Origin of the sequence: Dactylosporangium sucinum (assembly GCF_014647515.1) — a bacterium.
Taxonomy (GTDB): domain Bacteria; phylum Actinomycetota; class Actinomycetes; order Mycobacteriales; family Micromonosporaceae; genus Dactylosporangium; species Dactylosporangium sucinum.
Window position 1 is genome coordinate 104,838 of record NZ_BMPI01000020.1, and the last position, 15,186, is coordinate 120,023.

The following is a 15,186-nucleotide window of genomic DNA, read 5'->3' on the forward strand; positions in this document are numbered from 1 at the left end:
CATGGACCGGGCGGACTACGCCTCGGCGTCGAGGTCCGACTGGATGAGGGTCATGAAGTCCTTGGCGGACATCGCGCCGGTGAGCAGCGGCGCCGCGTTCGCGCTGGAGTCGTTGTTGGCCTTCGGGGTGAAGAGGCCCTCGAACCACAGCACGCTGGCCGGCGCGCTGTCGATCTTCTTCTGGATGTCGGCCGTGAGCGCCGGCAGGCTGTCGACCGGGGTGTTCACCTTGAAGCCGGAGAACGTGCCCTGCTTCTTGAGCGACTCGGAGCCCCAGTTCTTGGCGATGCAGGTCAGCCACGCGCCGACGCCGTCGTTGTACAGCTTGGCGTTGATGGCGTTCGGGGAGCCGACGTTCGCCGGGTAGCCCTTGATGCCGGGGACGCCGAAGAAGCCGATGTTGTCGCCGACCTTGTTCTGCTTGGGGTCGTTGACCGCGGCGAGGAACCAGGTGCCCATGTACATCATGGCCGCGCTGCCGTTGAGCATCTGCGCGTTCATGGTGTCGTAGTCCAGGTTGGTGATGCCGTCGATGAAGTACTTGCCCAGCTCCTGCAGCTTCTGCGCGGCAGCGACGTACTGCGGGTCGGTGAGCTTGGCCTTCTTGTCCTTGACCTTCTGCAGCGCGTCCGGCCCGAGCTGGCTGTAGATGATCGCGCCCAGCCACCGGCTGATCGTCCAGCCGGTCTTGCCGGAGGCGACGAACGGGGTGACGCCCTCGGACTTCAGCTTCGCGGCGGCGGCGGTGAGCTCGTCGAGCGTGGTCGGGATCGCGATGTTGTGGTCGGCGAAAATCTTCTTGTTGTAGAAGATGCCCTCGATGTTGAACTGCAGCGGCACCGTCGGGAAGCTGCCGGCGTAGAGCTGCTCGATCACCGACTGCGCGGCCGGGGTCACCTGGTCCAGCACCCCGAGCTTTTGAAACGTTTCCTTCAGGTCCAGAACCTGGCCGGACACCTGCAGGTCACCCTTGGGGGCGATCAGCGACTGGGTTCCGGCGTACATCACCGGCAGCGCGTTCTGGCCGCCGAGCAGCTGCACCTTCGACTGCATCTCCGAGCTGGGGGTCTGCGACAGTGTGTACGGCAGCTGCTTCTGCGCGTCGGAGCACTGGTTGGCCTTCAGGTCGTCGAACATCGCGCCGGTCTGAGTGTTCTCGGTTGTGACCAGCACGGAGAACTCTTTGGCGCCGCCCACGGGGGCGTCGTCCTTCCCTCCTGAGCATCCGGCTAGGAGCAGGCTCGTCACGGCGGCGAACGCGATGGGAACGCTCGCCCGGCGGGGCATGATGCGCATCATCAGATTCACGTTCAGGGCTCCTTCAAGATCCGCGCCCGGCGGAGCGACTCGGGGGGCGCGTGGGGTGATGAAACGTTACAAGCAAGTTTCGGTCCGGTCAACAACCTCGGCCGGTTCCCAATCAGGCGTTGCGAGAGCGCAATTCCTCGCCCGCCGCCTCGAGATTGGCGAAGGTCATCTCTGAGTACTTCCGGGACAACAGAACGCCGTCGGCACCGCCGTCCAGCGCGGCCCGGACCGACTTGCGGACCTCGTCCGGCGTCGTCTGCCGGACGTGATCCGGGGTGGGGATGTTGATGTCGAGCCCCGGGTACACCGCCACCCGGCCGGCGGTGGCCGCGACCGTGCGCCGGGTCTCCCGCAGGACGTAGTCCGGTGAGAGCCCGACGCTCGGCAGGTCCTCGAACGCGATGGCCTCGTCGTAGCCGAGCGAGGTCCGGAACAGGTCGTACACGGTCTGCTCCGGCACGCCGCGGAAGAGACGGCCCGCGACGGTCCGGATGTAATGGTGCAGCCGGTAGCCGGCGCAGTTGTTGTACAGCACCGGCTTGACGAAGTCCGAGTAGGACGACATCTTCGCGAAGTCCAGCTGCGACCGGTACCAGGGTGAGAACGAGTTGTGGTGCCAGATGTGCCAGCCGACCCGGACCTCGGGGTTGAGGAACTTGACAGCCCCGTAGAGCCGGGCCTGGAACTCCTCGTAACCGCGGTGCCAGAGCGCATCCCAGGCGACGATCTCCGGACAGGTGCCCAGCAGCCGCAGGAAGCGGATGAAGGACGAGTCGCCGACCGGCACGTCCGGGGCCTCGTCGTTGAGCAGGCGGTCCAGCTCCAGGTACCCCTGGCGGGCCCGCCGCACGTCGATGCCCTCGCGCTCGCCGGCCTCGGTGCACCAGCGGCAGAAACAGTACGGGTTGCCGTTGCGGGCGAACCCGCCGTCGCCGAGCGCGTTGTCCAGGGGGCCGTTGCGCTCCGACCCCCACATGATGCCGTCCAGCCGATAGCTCTTGACCTGGTCCTCGACCAGCGAGAGCCACCAGTTCTGGTAGTCCGGGTTGCGCAGGCACGCGTACGCGTCGGCGCGGCCCCAGGCATCGACCTGCAGCACCTTCGGCCAGTTGGGAACGTGCCTGGTCAGGCCGGAGTGGGTGTTCTCCAGGACGAAGGAGTAGACGGCGATGCCGCGTTCGCGCGCCGCCGGGATCACGTCGTCGAGCGCGTCGAACCCGACGACCTCGGCGTCCCGGGCCCGGTGCGGGCCGAGGACGGTGCCGCCGTAGAACTCGGCGTGCTGCTCGACGAACGACCCGCCGAGGTGGACGTCGTCCTTCTCCTCCGGGCCGTGCCCCGGCCACGGCCGGTACCACGTCTGGCGCCCGGCCAGCCCGCGGTCGAACGCCTGGGTCGCGACGAACACGGTGTTGACCGCCGCCTTCTCCGCGACGGTGTCGAGGACCGTCTCGACGCCCTCGTCGGCGAACGAGATGGCGCCGACTTGAATCCCTACCAGCGGCGACATGCTCACTCCCCGCCCTCCCCCAGCGCCGGGGGTATCTCCACGCCCAGCTCGATCAGCTGGTCGGTGACCACCCGGATGGCGTTGAGCGCCTTCGGGAAGCCGCAGTACTGCACCACGTGGATGACCGTCTCGAGGATCTCGGTCGGCGTGCAGCCGACCCGGATCGCGCCCCGCGTGTGCCCGCGCAGCTGCGGTTCGAGGCCGCCGATCGTCACCAGCGAGGCGAGCGACAGCAGCTCCCGCTGGGCGAGCGTCAGACCCGGGCGCGAGTAGATGTCGCCAAAGTTGAACTCGACGCCGAAGCGCGCCAGGTCCTGGGCGAGCCCGGTCTGCATCTCGACCAGGCCGTCGGCCTTGCCGGCGCCGTAGACCTCTTCGAACCAGTGCGCGCCCTTTTCGAACCGTTTCAAGCTGACCTCCCGGTCGTCAGATGGAGTGGCCGCCGTCGAGCGGCAGCACGACGCCGGTGACGTTGACCCCGGCCGGGCCGGCCAGGAACACGATCGCCGCGGCCAGGTGCTCGGGCTCGCCGAGCAGCCGGGTGGGGATCTGGTCGAGCAGGGCCGCGCGCCGCTGCGGCGTGTCCCGGTCCCGGCCCGGCGTCGCCTGGGCGCCCGGCGCGATCGCGTTGACGGTGACACCCTGCTCGGCGACCTCGATGGCGAGCGCCTTGGTGAGCCCGATGACGCCGGCCTTCGCGGCCGCGTACGCGGTCGCCCCACGCACCAGCCGGCCGCCCGACACCGCGGCGATCGAGGCGATGTTGACGATGCGCCCGGACCGCGCGGCGAGCATGGCCGGCAGCACCGCCCGGGTGACGTTGAAGACCTGGTCGAGGTTGCGTGCCATCTGCGTGCGCCAGGTCTCGGGGCTCATCTCGTGGAAGAAGCTCACCGCCCCGCCGCCAGCGCAGTTGACCAGGATGTCGACGCCGCCGAGGCGGCTGACGAGCCCGGCGGCCGCCTCCTGGACCCCGACGAAATCGGTGAGGTCCACGGCCGCGCCGGCCCACCCGCGACCCGCCGCCCGGACCCGATCGCCGGTGGCGGCGAGGCCGCTCGCGTTGAGGTCGAGCCCGCCGATGTCCGCGCCCTCGCGCGCCAAGACCTCGCAGATGACCGCGCCCAGCGCGCCCGCGGCCCCCGTGACCATCGCCCGCCGGCCCTCTAGCTGTACCAATTCGTCTCCTTCGGCCGGCCGGCTCACGCCGGGCGGTACTCGTCCCGCCACCGGTGGACAGCGGTGAAGCCCAGCTCGTCGCGGGCCTTCCGGGTCGACATCAGCGACTCGAACTCGCCCAGGTCGGCGGCGACCGGAACGCCCGGGAACCACCGCGCGGCCAGTTCCGCCGACGGGATGTCAAGGCCGGTGTCGGGCGCCGCGACGTTGTAGACCGCGAGGCCCGGCTCGGCCCGGGCCAGGGCCAGTGACACGGCCAGCGCGCCGTCGCGGGCGTCGACGTAGGACCCGAGCAGGTCCCGGCGGTAGCCGGGGTCGGACGCCCGGGCGAACCCGCCGTACTCCTCGGGGCCGACGACGTTGGTGAACCGCAGCGCCGTCATGGACAGCTCCGGCTGCCACGTGACGAGCTGCTCGGCCATCGTCTCCTCGAGGACCTTGCCCAGCCCGTAGGTGTTCCGGGCGGCCCGGTGCTCCTCGGTCACCGGCAGCGCGGGCGGCGCCTGGTCGAACGGGAAGCCCATCGCGGTGATGCTCGAGGCGAACACGATCCGGCGCAGGCCCGCGCGCAGCGCCGCGAAGTGCACGTTGAACGACGCGATCATGTTGTTGTGGAACGTCGTGGCGTCCGGCACCAGCCCGTTGACCGGGATGGCGGCCAGGTGAACCAGCGCGTCCAGCCCGGTGTGCCGGGCCGTGACGCCGAGCAGCGAGTCGAGCACCTGGCCGTAGTCGCCCAGGTCGACGCGGGTGAAGCCGAAACCGGCCTCGCCGCCGCGGTCGAGGCCGAGTACCTCGTGCCCCTCCTCGCGCAGCCGGGCGGTGGTGGCCCGCCCGAGCTTGCCGGAGCTGCCCGTGACCGCGATCCTCATGCCGTCCCCTTCCGTGCGGCCCCGTCCCCGTGACGGGCTGGGAAATCGCCGGGTAGTGGCCGGGTCGGGACGTCGTGACCGGCGGCCAGCCCGGGGTCGGTATGCCGGTGCCCGCCGCGGCCGCCCGGCGGGACCGGGCTCTCCGCGAAGAAGCCGCGGACGGTCTCGTAGACCTCGATGAAGTCGTGTTCGTCGCCCGCCAGCGTGAGCACGATGTCGCCGGACTGGACGTACCGCTCGGCCCCGTCGACGAGGATCTTCGCCCGTCCCTCGGCCACGAACCACAGCTCCGCGGTGTCGTGGAAGTGGCGGTCGAACCGGCCACCGTGCAGCGGCACGGCGAACCGCCCGGCGGAGCCGAACGGGGCGGCGGGCGGCCGGGTGGCATCGTGAAGCCAGTCCGAGGGGGTGTAGATCGGCACGGGGTCCATCTTGTTTCGCCGGTTGAAACGTGTCAAGAACTGTTGTTACAGTTCGGTCCCCCAGCCGTTTCGATGAAAGGGCAACGCATGCCGGGCACGCCTTCCGCGCCGCGGATTGAACATCACCGCGAGCCCCGAGGCATCGGCGAGCCCGCTCCGCGCGTCTCGTGGACGACCACGGCGGAGCCGCACTGGCGTCAGCACGCGTACGAACTCGAGGTCGCGCGGCGCGGTACCGTCGAGAAGGTCCGCGTTGAAACGTCCCAACAGATCCTCGTCCCGTGGCCGTCCGCCCCGCTCGCGTCCCGGGAGCGGGCCACCGTGCGCGTCCGGGTCGCGGGCGCCGACGGTGGCCACGGCCCGTGGTCGGAGCCGACCGAGCTTGAGGCCGGCCTGCTCGAACCGGGCGACTGGGTGGCCGCGCCGGTGGGTGCGGCGTGGGACGAGGACCCGGACTCCGACGACCGGCGCCCTTCCCTGGTCCGACGCGAGTTCGAAGTGGGTGCCGGGCTGTGTTCGGCGCGCCTCTACGTGACCGCGCACGGCCTGTACGAGGTCGAGCTCAACGGCCGGCGCGTGGGCGACGACGCCATGTCGCCCGGCTGGACCGTCTACGGCAAGCACCTGCGCTACTACACCTACGACGTGACGCCGCTGCTGCGGACGGGCGGCAACGCCATCGGCTCGTGGCTCGGCGACGGCTGGTACCGCGGCCGCCTGGGCTGGCGCGGCGGGTTCCGCAATCTCTTCGGCTCGGACCTGTCCCTGCTCGCCCAGCTCGAACTGCGCTACGACGACGGCCGGACCGAGACGGTGGCCACGGACGCGTCCTGGCGGGCCGCACCGAGCCCGATCATCCGGACCGGGAACTACGACGGCGAGGACTACGACGCCCGGGAGGAACAGCCCGGATGGTCGTCGCCCGGCTTCGACGACGCGACGTGGACGCCGGTCGCGGTGCACCAGCAGGATCCGGCGGTACTGCGGGCGCCCACCGGCCCACCGGTGCGGTGCACGGAGGAGGTCGCGCCGGTCGCCGTGCTCACCGCCCCGAGCGGCGCGCGCATCCTCGACTTCGGGCAGAACCTCGTCGGCCGGCCCCGGATCCGGGTGCAGGGGCCGGCCGGCGCCACGGTGCGCATCCGGACCGCCGAGGTGCTGCAGGAGGGCGAGCTGTACACCCGGCCGCTGCGCTCGGCCCGGTCCACGGACCACTACACGCTGGCCGGGCGCGGGACCGAGGAGTGGGAGCCGCGCTTCACGTTCCACGGCTTCCGCTACGCCGAGGTGTCCGGCTGGCCGGGCGACCTGGACGCCGCCGTCGCCGCGAGCGACATCGTGGCCCGGGTCTACCACACCGATCTGGAGCGCACCGGCTGGTTCGCATGCTCCGATCCGATGCTGGAGCAGCTGCACAGCAACGTCGTCTGGGGCATGCGGGGGAACTTCCTCGACATTCCCACCGACTGCCCCCAGCGCGACGAGCGCGTCGGCTGGACCGGCGACCTGCAGGTCTTCGCGCCGACGGCGGCGTTCCTCTACGACGTGTCCGGGATGCTGGGCGGCTGGCTGCAGGACGTGGCCCGCGAGCAGCTGCCCGACGGCACCATCCCGTGGTACGTACCGGTGATCCCGTCGAAGTACATGTGGACGCCGATCCGGCCCGGCGCGGCCTGGGGCGACGTGGCGACGCTCACGCCGCTGACGATGTTCGACCGCTACGGGGACCTGGCCTTCGTCGAGCGGCAGTTCGACAGCGCCCGGCGCTGGGTCGACCTCATCGACCGCCTCGCCGGCCCGGAGCACCTGTGGAACGAGGGGTTCCAGCTCGGCGATTGGCTCGATCCGGCCGCGCCGCCCGAGGACCCGGCCGACGCGACGACGGACCGCTACCTCGTGGCCACCGCGTACTTCGCCGCCTCGGCCCGCGCCGCGGCCCGGATGGCCGAGCTGCTCGGCCGGGCCGACGACCGGGCGCACTACGCGAACCTGTTCGAGGCGGTCCGCAAGGCCTTCGCCGCCCAGTACGTCCGGCCGGACGGGCGGATGACCAGCGACGCCCAGACCGCCTACTCGCTCGCGCTGGCGTTCGACCTCATCCCGGATGCGGCCGAGCGCGCCGCGGCGGCCGCCCGGCTGGCGGAGCTCGTCGCCCGGGCCGGCAACCGCATCGCGACCGGGTTCGTCGGCACGCCGCTCGTCAGCGACGCGCTGTCGGCCAACGGGTACCTGGACACCGCCTACGACCTGCTGCTCGAGCGGGAGTGCCCGTCCTGGCTCTACGCCGTCACCCAGGGTGCGACCACGGTGTGGGAGCGCTGGGACGCCCTGCTCCCCGATGGCACGGTCAACCCCGGCCAGATGACGTCGTTCAACCACTACGCCCTCGGGGCCGTGGCGGACTGGATGCACCGGGTCGTCGCCGGCCTCGACGCGGCCGCGCCGGGCTACCGCGAGATCCTGTTCCGGCCCCGCCCGGGCGGCGGGCTGACGTCGGCCTCCGCGCGCCACATCACGCCGTACGGCGAGGCGGCCATCGCGTGGCGCCTGACGGCCAAGGGCATCGAGGTCGACACGACGGTGCCGACCGGCACCACCGCGGTCCTCGACCTGGACGGGGTACCGCTGCAACACCTGGGCCCCGGCCGGCACCGGGCGACGGCGCCGCACCCGGCCGGAGCGGCCCGGTGATGCGCATCCCGGTCATCGTGCGGGGCCTCGGCCTGGACGAGCGGGAGCGCCAGGAGCTGCGCGACGCCGCCGGTCCAGGGCTCGAGCTGCGCTTCCCGGCCGACGGCGAGCCCGTCGGCTTCGGCGACGTCGGCGCGGTCATCGGCCGGATCTCCGACGCCGAGCTGGCTGCCGCGCCGGCGCTGCGCTGGATCCACCTCTGGACGGCCGGGGCCGACTACGCCTTCACCCCCGGCCTGGCCGCCCGCCCCGACATCACCCTGACCGCGTCGGTTGGCAACGGCGCGATCGGGCTGGCTGAACACGCGGTCCTGCTGCTCCTGCTGCTCGACCGGGGCGGCTGGCACTGGGCGCGGGCGCAGCGGGAGCACCGCTGGGACCCGGCGATGCACGGCGAGCTGGCCGGCCGGACCCTCGGCCTGGTGGGGCTCGGCCACGCGGGCCGGCACCTCGCCGGGATCGCCCGGGGCCTGGGCCTGCGGATCCTTGCGACCCGCCGCACGCCCGTCGAGACGCCCGAGGTCGACGCGCTGTACCCGCCGGAGCGGGTCGCGGAGATGCTCGCCGAGTGCGACGCCGTCGTCGTCACCGCGCCGCTCACGCCGCAGACCCGGGGCATGCTGGGCGAGGCCGAGTTCCGGGCGATGAAGCCGACCGCCTACTACGTGAACGTATCCCGCGGCGAGGTCGCCGACGAGTTGGCCCTCGAGCGGGCGCTGCTCGAGGGGTGGATCGCCGGCGCCGGCCTCGACGCCCACCACGTCGAGCCGCTCCCGGCCGGCAGCCCGTTGTGGGACCTGCCGAACGTCATCGTGACGCCGCACAACGGCTCGACGACCCGGCAGTCCCGGCGCCGGTCGTTCGACACGGCCGCCGGGAACCTGCGCCGCTTCGCCGCGGGCACGCCGCTGGCCACGGTGGTGGACCGCGAAGCTGGCTATTGACGACGACCGCACCTGGCGGCCGAACCGGCACCTGTGCACCGTGAGTGAACACACGATCGTCAAGTACGACACCGGCACCGGCAGCGCCACCGTGCATCATCTTCGGTGCCGATCGGCGCCCCGGCGAGGCGGTCTTCGTGCCCGCGGACGGTGCGCGTGCCGAGGACGAGGGCGGGTTGGGTCGTGGATCGCCGGCCGCTTGTCGCCGCGCCGCCGCCCAGTTCGGTAACCTGCTGGCCGGGCGGCGCATGGACGTCCCGCTGCCGATCGCCGTCCGCGACGACGACGGGCAACAGCGCCGCGTACCTATGCCCTTGGAGAATCTGGCCTGGCCGCAGTCTTCCGTTACCCCGCCATCTTGTCCGGCCGGTCACCATCAGGGGCACGTCTCACGTTTCAGGGCGCCCGCGCGTCTTCGTTACGGACAGGCAGCAGTTGCAGACAGGAGATCAGAATGGACGTCCGCCACGCCTATCTGGACAGCCCGGTAGGGCGGCTTCTGCTCGTCGCCGGCGATGACGCGCTGGTGGGGCTGTATTTTCCGCGCTACCGGTACACGCCCCCGCCCTCCGCGTGGGGCCGCCGCGCCGACGCATCAGCGGATCCGGTGCTGGCACAGGCGCAAAGCGAGCTCGGCGAGTACTTCGCCGGGGACCGGCAGGTATTCGACGTCCCGGCGGCAACGAACGGTGACGAGTTCCAGGAACGAGTCTGGTCGCAGCTGCGGGAGATCCCGTACGGCGAGCGGATCACCTATGGCGACATTGCGGTCGAGCTGGGCAGCAAGGGGTTCGCGCAGTCCGTGGGCCAGGCGGTGGGGCGCAACCCGGTGAGTATAGTCATCCCCTGCCATCGGGTGGTGGGCGCGGGCGGCAAACTCACCGGATTCGGCGGCGGGCTCGAGCGCAAGCAGATTCTGCTGGACCTTGAGGAGCCGGCCGAGGCACGGGCCGGGCGGCTGTTCTAGCCGCGACCTCGCGTTCCGGCCAGATGGCACGTCGATCAGGCCGTGAAGATGAGACGCCCCTCCTGTGCGGCCCGCGCCGGGACGCGGGTCGCCGGCGCCGCGCGCCGCAAAGCCGCCGAGGCGCGGCACCGGCGGCACAGTACGCGCCCTGAGCCTGGACGGTTGAGAGCAGCGGTCCTGCCCAGCCGGCGGCGTCGCGCGAAGCAAAGCAACGAACGCGGACAACCTGACTTGTACTGGTTTGCGCATGTATGGCAAATGGGCCGCGAGGAACAAGCGGACTCCCCTAAGATCGGCGTCGATCGAACTCTGGCGCTCCGACGAAATGGAGTTTCCTCGCCGTGCTGCTCCGAACCAATCGGCGGCCCCTGGCCGCCGCGCTGGCGGCCGTGGTCGTCACCGCCCTGTCCGTCGCGGTCGCCCCAGCCGCGCCGGCGTCGGCCGACCCCGCCCCGAGCGTGGTTGTCCCGGCGTCCGCCGTGCACGTGTTCTCCGCGACCGAGGCGGGGCAATTCCAGGCACTCAGCCACGAGCGGAAATGCCCGCCAACCCGCGACGCCGCCATTGCCCCGCAGTTGTGGTCCTACCTCGGCGTGACGGCGTGGATCGTCTTCCCTCAGTCGACCTTCTACCCGGGCGACATGTGCTCCATGCCGAACAACCGGCTGATCATGCAGACGGACGGAAACTTCGTCGTCTACGACCAGAACAACCAACCGAAGTGGGCCGCCGACACCTACCGAGTGGGTGAGTACGCGCGGATGCAGGTCGACGGCAACCTGGTCGTATACAACTACCGCAACCAGCCGGTGGGCAAACGGTCGAACACCATCGACTCAGATGCCGTGCTGGCCGTCCAGTCCGACGGCAACGTCGTGGTCTACCACCTCGACGCCCAGAACAACATGACGGCGCTTTGGTGGACCGGCACAGTGCACAACTAGTCCCATCTCAGGACGGGCCGGCCGACCCCGTGGTTCCGGCCGGCCCCGCTGCAAACCTTGCACATGCGCGCCTCGTCTGCGGCGAGCGAGCCGGCCGTCTCCTTGCGCCGGATATGCCATCGGGGAACGTCGCGCAGAACTCGGGGCCGGTGCGGCTCGGCGTCGCTCAGCCTGACCGGTAATGACGGCAACTCCAGCACTGCGAGCCCCCTCCAGCGTGCCCGGTCCTCGCCGGGCTTCCGCGTGCAGCTTCGGTACGGCGTGCCTCAGTCAAGGCCCGCGCGGCCACCGGCAGCCACGGGAGCGCGGTGGTCGGCACCACGGAGAGCGCGGCGAGCAGCCAGCCACGCGTGCGTCGGGTCATGCAGGGGTCTCTTACGGCGGAGGCTGGTTAGTTGGCGAAAAGTGTGCTGACGAGCGCAACGTGGATGGCGGTGCCGCCCAGGATGCTGAGCAGGGCGCTGCGGCGCCACAGGTGCAGGCCGATCGTGGCGACGACGGCAAGCGCCGTGGCGAGCAGGCGGTGGGGCTCGGTGTGGTCCAGGTCGCGCAGACAGTAGGCGGCAAGGATGACCATGACGCCGGCCGGCATGGCTGTGCCGAGGTAGTGGACAGTGCGGCTGGCGCGCAGCCGGGCCAGGGCGGCGAATGGCAGGGCGCGCAGGCTCCAGGTAACCGCGGCAGACACGGGGACGGCGGCGAGCAGGTACGGGGTCTCAGGCACGGGCGGATCTCCGGGTGGCACGGAACTGGCGGGCCAGCAGCGCGGCGGTGAACAGGTCGAAGGCGGCCAGCAGCATCTGGTGGGGAAAGACAAGGCGGGCGGCCAGCGCGGCGAGCAGGGCCAGGACCGGGGTCGGTAGTCGTGGCGGCGGGCTCGGACGGCTTCGATGGCCAGCACGACGAACAGGGCGGTGAGCGCGAAGTCCAGACCGGCGATAATGTCGGGGAGCAGCGATAGATGTGCTGGAGCCGTGAGCTCGGGGTGGACGGCCTAGCGGGGTTCCGCGCTGCCGGACGCTGTCGCTCGTCGCGGCCGCGATGCCCGGCGTGTCGGGGTCAGCGCCAGGGGGTCTCCCGAACCGGGCGGATGTCGTGGCCAGCGGCCGGGCCGGTGGCGATCGTCGCCGGCGCCGCGGGCCGCAGCGGGGCGGTCGCGAAGGTCCGCAGGCCTTCGGCCGGGTCGATGCGGGCGGTGAAGCCGAGGTCGCGGCGGGCGAGGGCGGCGGAGGCGACGATGTGGCGGACGTCGCCGGGCCGGTGCTCGCCGGTGACGACCGGCGCTGGGCCGGCCATGGCGCCGGCGAGGGTGGTGGCCATGGCGGCGACGGTGATCGGGTGGCCGGAGGCGATGTTGTACCGCCGGAAGCCGCTCTCCGCGGTGGCGTCGACGGCGAGCACGTTGGCGCGGGCGACGTCCTCGACGTGGACGAAGTCGCGCCGCTGGGCACCATCCTCGAAGACGCGGGGCGGGCGGCCGGCCTCCAGCGCGGAGCGGAAGATCGCCGCGACGCCGCTGTACGGCGTGTCGCGGGGCATGCCGGGCCCGTAGACGTTGTGGTACCGCAGGGCGACAACGCCGCCCCCGGCGGAGGCCGCCCAGGCCGCGGCGAGGTGCTCCTGCGCGGTCTTCGTGGCCGCGTACACGCTGCTCGGCCGCAACGGCGCGTCCTCGCCGACCTCGCCGGGGACGAGCGCGGCGCCGCAGGCGGGGCAGGGCGGGTCGAACCGGCCGGCGTCGAGGTCGGCGCGGCGGCGCGGGGCGGGCTGGACGGGGCCGTGGCGCGGGCAGGCGTACGCGCCCTCGCCGTAGACCACCATCGAGCTGGCGAGCACCAGGCGGCCCACAGCTGCGCGGGCCATGCCGGCGAGCAGGACCGCCGTGCCGAGGTCGTTGCAGCCGACGTACGCCGGCAGGTCGGCGAGGTCGACGCCCATGCCGACCATGGCGGCCTGGTGTACGACGACGTCGACGCCGGCGAGGGCGCCGGCCACCGCGGCGGGGTCCCGCACGTCCGCTTGCACGACGTCGTCCGGGACCGGATGACCGGCGCCGTGCGCGGCGGGGTGCAGGCTGTCGAGCGCGACGGCGTCATGGCCGGCGGCGCGCAGTGCGGCGACGACGTGCGAGCCGATGAAACCGGCACCGCCGGTGACGAGGATCCGCATCCGGTCAACGTAGGCGCCGGCCGGAGGCACCGCCCGGCCACGTTCGCGGTTCGTAATGGTTGGTTCGCGGCTCGTAAGATCTTCCCTTCAAGATCACATATAGCGTCCGAATCGTGCCTGATGTCGTTCTGCCCTGCCTCAACGAGGCCGCCGCGCTGCCGTGGGTGCTGTCCCGGATGCCGGCCGGCTACCACCCGATCGTCGCCGACAACGGCTCCACCGACGCCTCCGCCGCGATCGCCGCGGCACACGGCGCGACGGTCGTCGCCGCGGCGCCGCGCGGGTTCGGCGCCGCGGCGCACGCCGGCCTGCGCGCCGCGACCGCCGACGTCGTGTGCTTCATGGACGCAGACGGCTCCTTCGACCCCTGCCAGCTGCCCCGGGTCGCCGGGCCCGTCGCCGCGGGCGAGGCCGACCTGCTGCTCGGGCGGCGCCGGCCGACCGCGCCCGATGCGTGGCCCCTGCACGGACGGGTCGGCAACGCCGTCGTCGCCTGGCGGTTGCGCCGCACGGCCGGCGTGCCGGTCCACGACCTCGGGCCGATGCGGGCCGCCCGCCGCGAGGCGCTGCTCGCCCTGGACCTGACCGACCGGCGCTTCGGCTACCCCCTCGAAATGGTGGTCCGGGCCGCCGCCGCGGGCTGGCGGGTCGGCGAGGTCGACGTCGACTACGCGCCCCGCACCGCCGGTGGCCGGTCGAAGGTGACCGGGACCGTCGCGGGCACGCTGCGCGCCGTGCGCGACATGAGCCGGGTGCTCGCCCGGTGAGCGCGCCGCCGGTACAGCTGCTGCTGCTCGCCAAGGCGCCGGTGCCCGGCCGGGTCAAGACCCGGCTCTGTCCACCGTGGACATACGAGCAGGCCGCCGGGGTTGCGGCGGCCGCACTCGCCGACACCATCGATGCGCTCAACGCGACCGCCGCCGTGGCCCACACGTTGGTGGTCGAAGGCGAACTCGGCGCGCCGCCCGGCTGGCGCCTGACCGGCCAGCGCGGCGGGCCGCTCGGCCAACGGATCGCGGCCGCGTACCGCGACACCGCCCTGCCCGGCGTCGCGTCGCTGCTCGTCGGCATGGACACGCCGCAGCTGACGCCGGCGCACCTGGGCGCCGCGGCCGAGCGCCTCACCGGCGCGGACGCGGTCCTCGGCCCGGCCGTCGACGGCGGCTGGTGGCTGCTCGGCCTGCGCGACCCGCTCGCCGGAGCCGCCGTCGCCGGCGTGCCCATGTCGACCGCGTCCACCGCCGCCGACACCGTCGCCGCGCTGCGCGGGCACGGCCTGTCGGTGGCGACGGCCGCGACGCTGCGCGACGTGGACACCGTGACCGACGCCGTGCTCGTCGCCGCCGCGAGCCCGCACGGCCGGTTCGCCCGGACCGTCGCGGGCCTGGCCGCCGGAGCGGCACGGTGACCGCCCCGGCGGTGGTCTACGGCGCCGCCCTGCGCCGGGCGGCCCGCGGCGAACCGGCACCGCTGCGCCTCGTCGACCGGCACGGCGCCGACGTCCGCCCGATCGACCCGGGCGCCTGGTGCGCCGGCCTGCGCCCCGGCGACGACACGCTGCTCGACCGGTGCTCGGGCGCCACCGTCGACCTCGGCTGCGGCCCCGGCCGGCTCGCCCGCGCGCTCGCCGGGACCGGCCGGCGCGTGCTCGGGGTCGACGCCAGCCCGCAGGCCGTCCGGCTCGCCCGCCGCCACGGCGTCCCGGTCGCCCACCAGGACCTGTTCGCGCCCCTGCCGGACGAGGGCCGCTGGGACCGCGCGCTGCTCGCCGACGGCAACATCGGCATCGGCGGCGACCCGGAACGGCTGCTGCGCCGCTGCCGGGCGCTGCTGGCGCCCACCGGCACGGTGCTGGTCGAGGTCGACCCGCCCGGCGCCGGCACGTGGCGGGGGCGGCTCGCCCTGGCCGGGCCCGGCCGTATCAGCACGCCGTTCCCGTGGGCGTTCGTCGACGCGAACGCCGTCGCCACCGTCGCGGCGCGGGCCGCGCTGCGGCTCGTCGAGTCCTGGACGGAGGCCGGCCGATGGTTCGCCCACCTCAGCCGCTGAGCCCGCTGACCAAGCTGAGCAAGCTGACCACGCTGTCGCAGCGCTTCAACTCCGCGGCGCGCTCGACCCGGCTGACCGCGCACCTCGGGCTGTGGCTGGCCGCCGCGTTCGGCGTCTGCTTCGCCACCGGC

15 protein-coding genes are annotated in these 15,186 nt (G+C 72.7%); 7 read left to right on the forward strand and 8 right to left on the reverse strand.

Annotated elements, in window-relative coordinates; genetic code table 11:
* Positions 1-15: 15 nt before the first annotated feature.
* The 6 genes from IEZ31_RS21595 to IEZ31_RS21620 form a co-directional block, all read right to left on the reverse strand.
* Positions 16-1,299, reverse strand: a complete 1,284-nt coding sequence (locus IEZ31_RS21595; protein ID WP_190251782.1) for an ABC transporter substrate-binding protein — start codon at positions 1,297-1,299, stop codon at positions 16-18.
* Between the two features lie 121 nt (positions 1,300-1,420).
* Positions 1,421-2,818 carry an alpha-amylase family protein gene (locus IEZ31_RS21600; protein ID WP_190251733.1) on the reverse strand — a complete coding sequence of 466 codons (1,398 nt, stop codon included), beginning with the start codon at positions 2,816-2,818 and terminating at the stop codon, positions 1,421-1,423.
* A 2-nt stretch (positions 2,819-2,820) separates the two neighbouring features.
* Positions 2,821-3,228: a carboxymuconolactone decarboxylase family protein gene (locus tag IEZ31_RS21605; protein ID WP_229835708.1), complete on the reverse strand. Its 408-nt coding sequence runs from the start codon at positions 3,226-3,228 to the stop codon at positions 2,821-2,823.
* Positions 3,229-3,244: 16 nt separating this feature from the next.
* The gene (locus IEZ31_RS21610; protein WP_190251734.1) at positions 3,245-3,997 is read right to left on the reverse strand and encodes an SDR family NAD(P)-dependent oxidoreductase; all 753 of its coding nucleotides are present in this window, start codon (positions 3,995-3,997) and stop codon (positions 3,245-3,247) included.
* Positions 3,998-4,020: 23 nt separating this feature from the next.
* Positions 4,021-4,869, reverse strand: a complete 849-nt coding sequence (locus IEZ31_RS21615; protein ID WP_190251735.1) for an NAD-dependent epimerase/dehydratase family protein — start codon at positions 4,867-4,869, stop codon at positions 4,021-4,023.
* Positions 4,866-5,291, reverse strand: a complete 426-nt coding sequence (locus tag IEZ31_RS21620; protein ID WP_190251736.1) for an AraC family ligand binding domain-containing protein — start codon at positions 5,289-5,291, stop codon at positions 4,866-4,868. Before IEZ31_RS21620 ends, IEZ31_RS21615 begins: the two co-directional genes overlap by 4 nt.
* 87 nt (positions 5,292-5,378) lie before the next feature.
* Between IEZ31_RS21620 and IEZ31_RS21625 the strand changes: the two genes are divergently transcribed.
* From IEZ31_RS21625 to IEZ31_RS21640, 4 genes are all read left to right on the forward strand, one after another.
* Positions 5,379-7,982, forward strand: a complete 2,604-nt coding sequence (locus tag IEZ31_RS21625) for a family 78 glycoside hydrolase catalytic domain (protein ID WP_229835710.1) — start codon at positions 5,379-5,381, stop codon at positions 7,980-7,982.
* Positions 7,982-8,926, forward strand: coding sequence for a D-2-hydroxyacid dehydrogenase (locus tag IEZ31_RS21630; RefSeq protein ID WP_190251784.1), 945 nt, complete (start codon positions 7,982-7,984; stop codon positions 8,924-8,926). The genes IEZ31_RS21625 and IEZ31_RS21630 overlap by 1 nt, the downstream gene beginning before the upstream one ends.
* A gap of 454 nt (positions 8,927-9,380) precedes the next feature.
* Positions 9,381-9,893, forward strand: a complete 513-nt coding sequence (locus tag IEZ31_RS21635; RefSeq protein WP_190251738.1) for a methylated-DNA--[protein]-cysteine S-methyltransferase — start codon at positions 9,381-9,383, stop codon at positions 9,891-9,893.
* A 341-nt stretch (positions 9,894-10,234) separates the two neighbouring features.
* Complete coding sequence (locus IEZ31_RS21640; protein ID WP_190251739.1) at positions 10,235-10,837, forward strand: hypothetical protein; 603 nt, start codon at positions 10,235-10,237, stop codon at positions 10,835-10,837.
* Between the two features lie 391 nt (positions 10,838-11,228).
* Here the strand turns inward: IEZ31_RS21640 and IEZ31_RS21645 are convergent, their stop codons facing one another.
* Both IEZ31_RS21645 and IEZ31_RS21650 read right to left on the reverse strand, forming a co-directional pair.
* Positions 11,229-11,561, reverse strand: a complete 333-nt coding sequence (locus tag IEZ31_RS21645) for a branched-chain amino acid transporter permease (protein WP_190251740.1) — start codon at positions 11,559-11,561, stop codon at positions 11,229-11,231.
* A 335-nt stretch (positions 11,562-11,896) separates the two neighbouring features.
* A complete protein-coding gene (locus tag IEZ31_RS21650; RefSeq protein ID WP_190251741.1) occupies positions 11,897-13,006 on the reverse strand; it encodes an NAD-dependent epimerase/dehydratase family protein in 1,110 nt (369 codons plus the stop codon).
* A 113-nt stretch (positions 13,007-13,119) separates the two neighbouring features.
* Between IEZ31_RS21650 and IEZ31_RS21655 the strand changes: the two genes are divergently transcribed.
* Genes IEZ31_RS21655 through IEZ31_RS21665 form a run of 3 tightly spaced genes read left to right on the forward strand, consistent with a single transcriptional unit; the run spans position 13,120 to position 15,055 of the window.
* Complete coding sequence (locus IEZ31_RS21655; RefSeq protein ID WP_190251742.1) at positions 13,120-13,773, forward strand: glycosyltransferase family 2 protein; 654 nt, start codon at positions 13,120-13,122, stop codon at positions 13,771-13,773.
* Positions 13,770-14,414: a TIGR04282 family arsenosugar biosynthesis glycosyltransferase gene (locus IEZ31_RS21660; protein WP_190251743.1), complete on the forward strand. Its 645-nt coding sequence runs from the start codon at positions 13,770-13,772 to the stop codon at positions 14,412-14,414. The genes IEZ31_RS21655 and IEZ31_RS21660 overlap by 4 nt, the downstream gene beginning before the upstream one ends.
* Entirely contained in the window at positions 14,411-15,055 is a 645-nt protein-coding gene (locus tag IEZ31_RS21665; RefSeq protein WP_190251744.1) for a methyltransferase domain-containing protein, read from the forward strand. The genes IEZ31_RS21660 and IEZ31_RS21665 overlap by 4 nt, the downstream gene beginning before the upstream one ends.
* Positions 15,056-15,186 lie beyond the last annotated feature (131 nt).

Excerpts from the sequence above, each read along its gene's own strand:
- IEZ31_RS21595 (WP_190251782.1), bottom strand. The coding sequence starts at position 1,299 with ATGATGCGCATCATGCCCCGCCGGGCGAGCGTTCCCATCGCGTTCGCC.
- IEZ31_RS21600 (WP_190251733.1), bottom strand. The coding sequence starts at position 2,818 with ATGTCGCCGCTGGTAGGGATTCAAGTCGGCGCCATCTCGTTCGCCGAC.
- IEZ31_RS21615 (WP_190251735.1), bottom strand. The coding sequence starts at position 4,869 with ATGAGGATCGCGGTCACGGGCAGCTCCGGCAAGCTCGGGCGGGCCACC.
- IEZ31_RS21625 (WP_229835710.1), top strand. The coding sequence starts at position 5,379 with ATGCCGGGCACGCCTTCCGCGCCGCGGATTGAACATCACCGCGAGCCC.
- IEZ31_RS21630 (WP_190251784.1), top strand. The coding sequence starts at position 7,982 with ATGCGCATCCCGGTCATCGTGCGGGGCCTCGGCCTGGACGAGCGGGAG.
- IEZ31_RS21635 (WP_190251738.1), top strand. The coding sequence starts at position 9,381 with ATGGACGTCCGCCACGCCTATCTGGACAGCCCGGTAGGGCGGCTTCTG.
- IEZ31_RS21650 (WP_190251741.1), bottom strand. The coding sequence starts at position 13,006 with ATGCGGATCCTCGTCACCGGCGGTGCCGGTTTCATCGGCTCGCACGTC.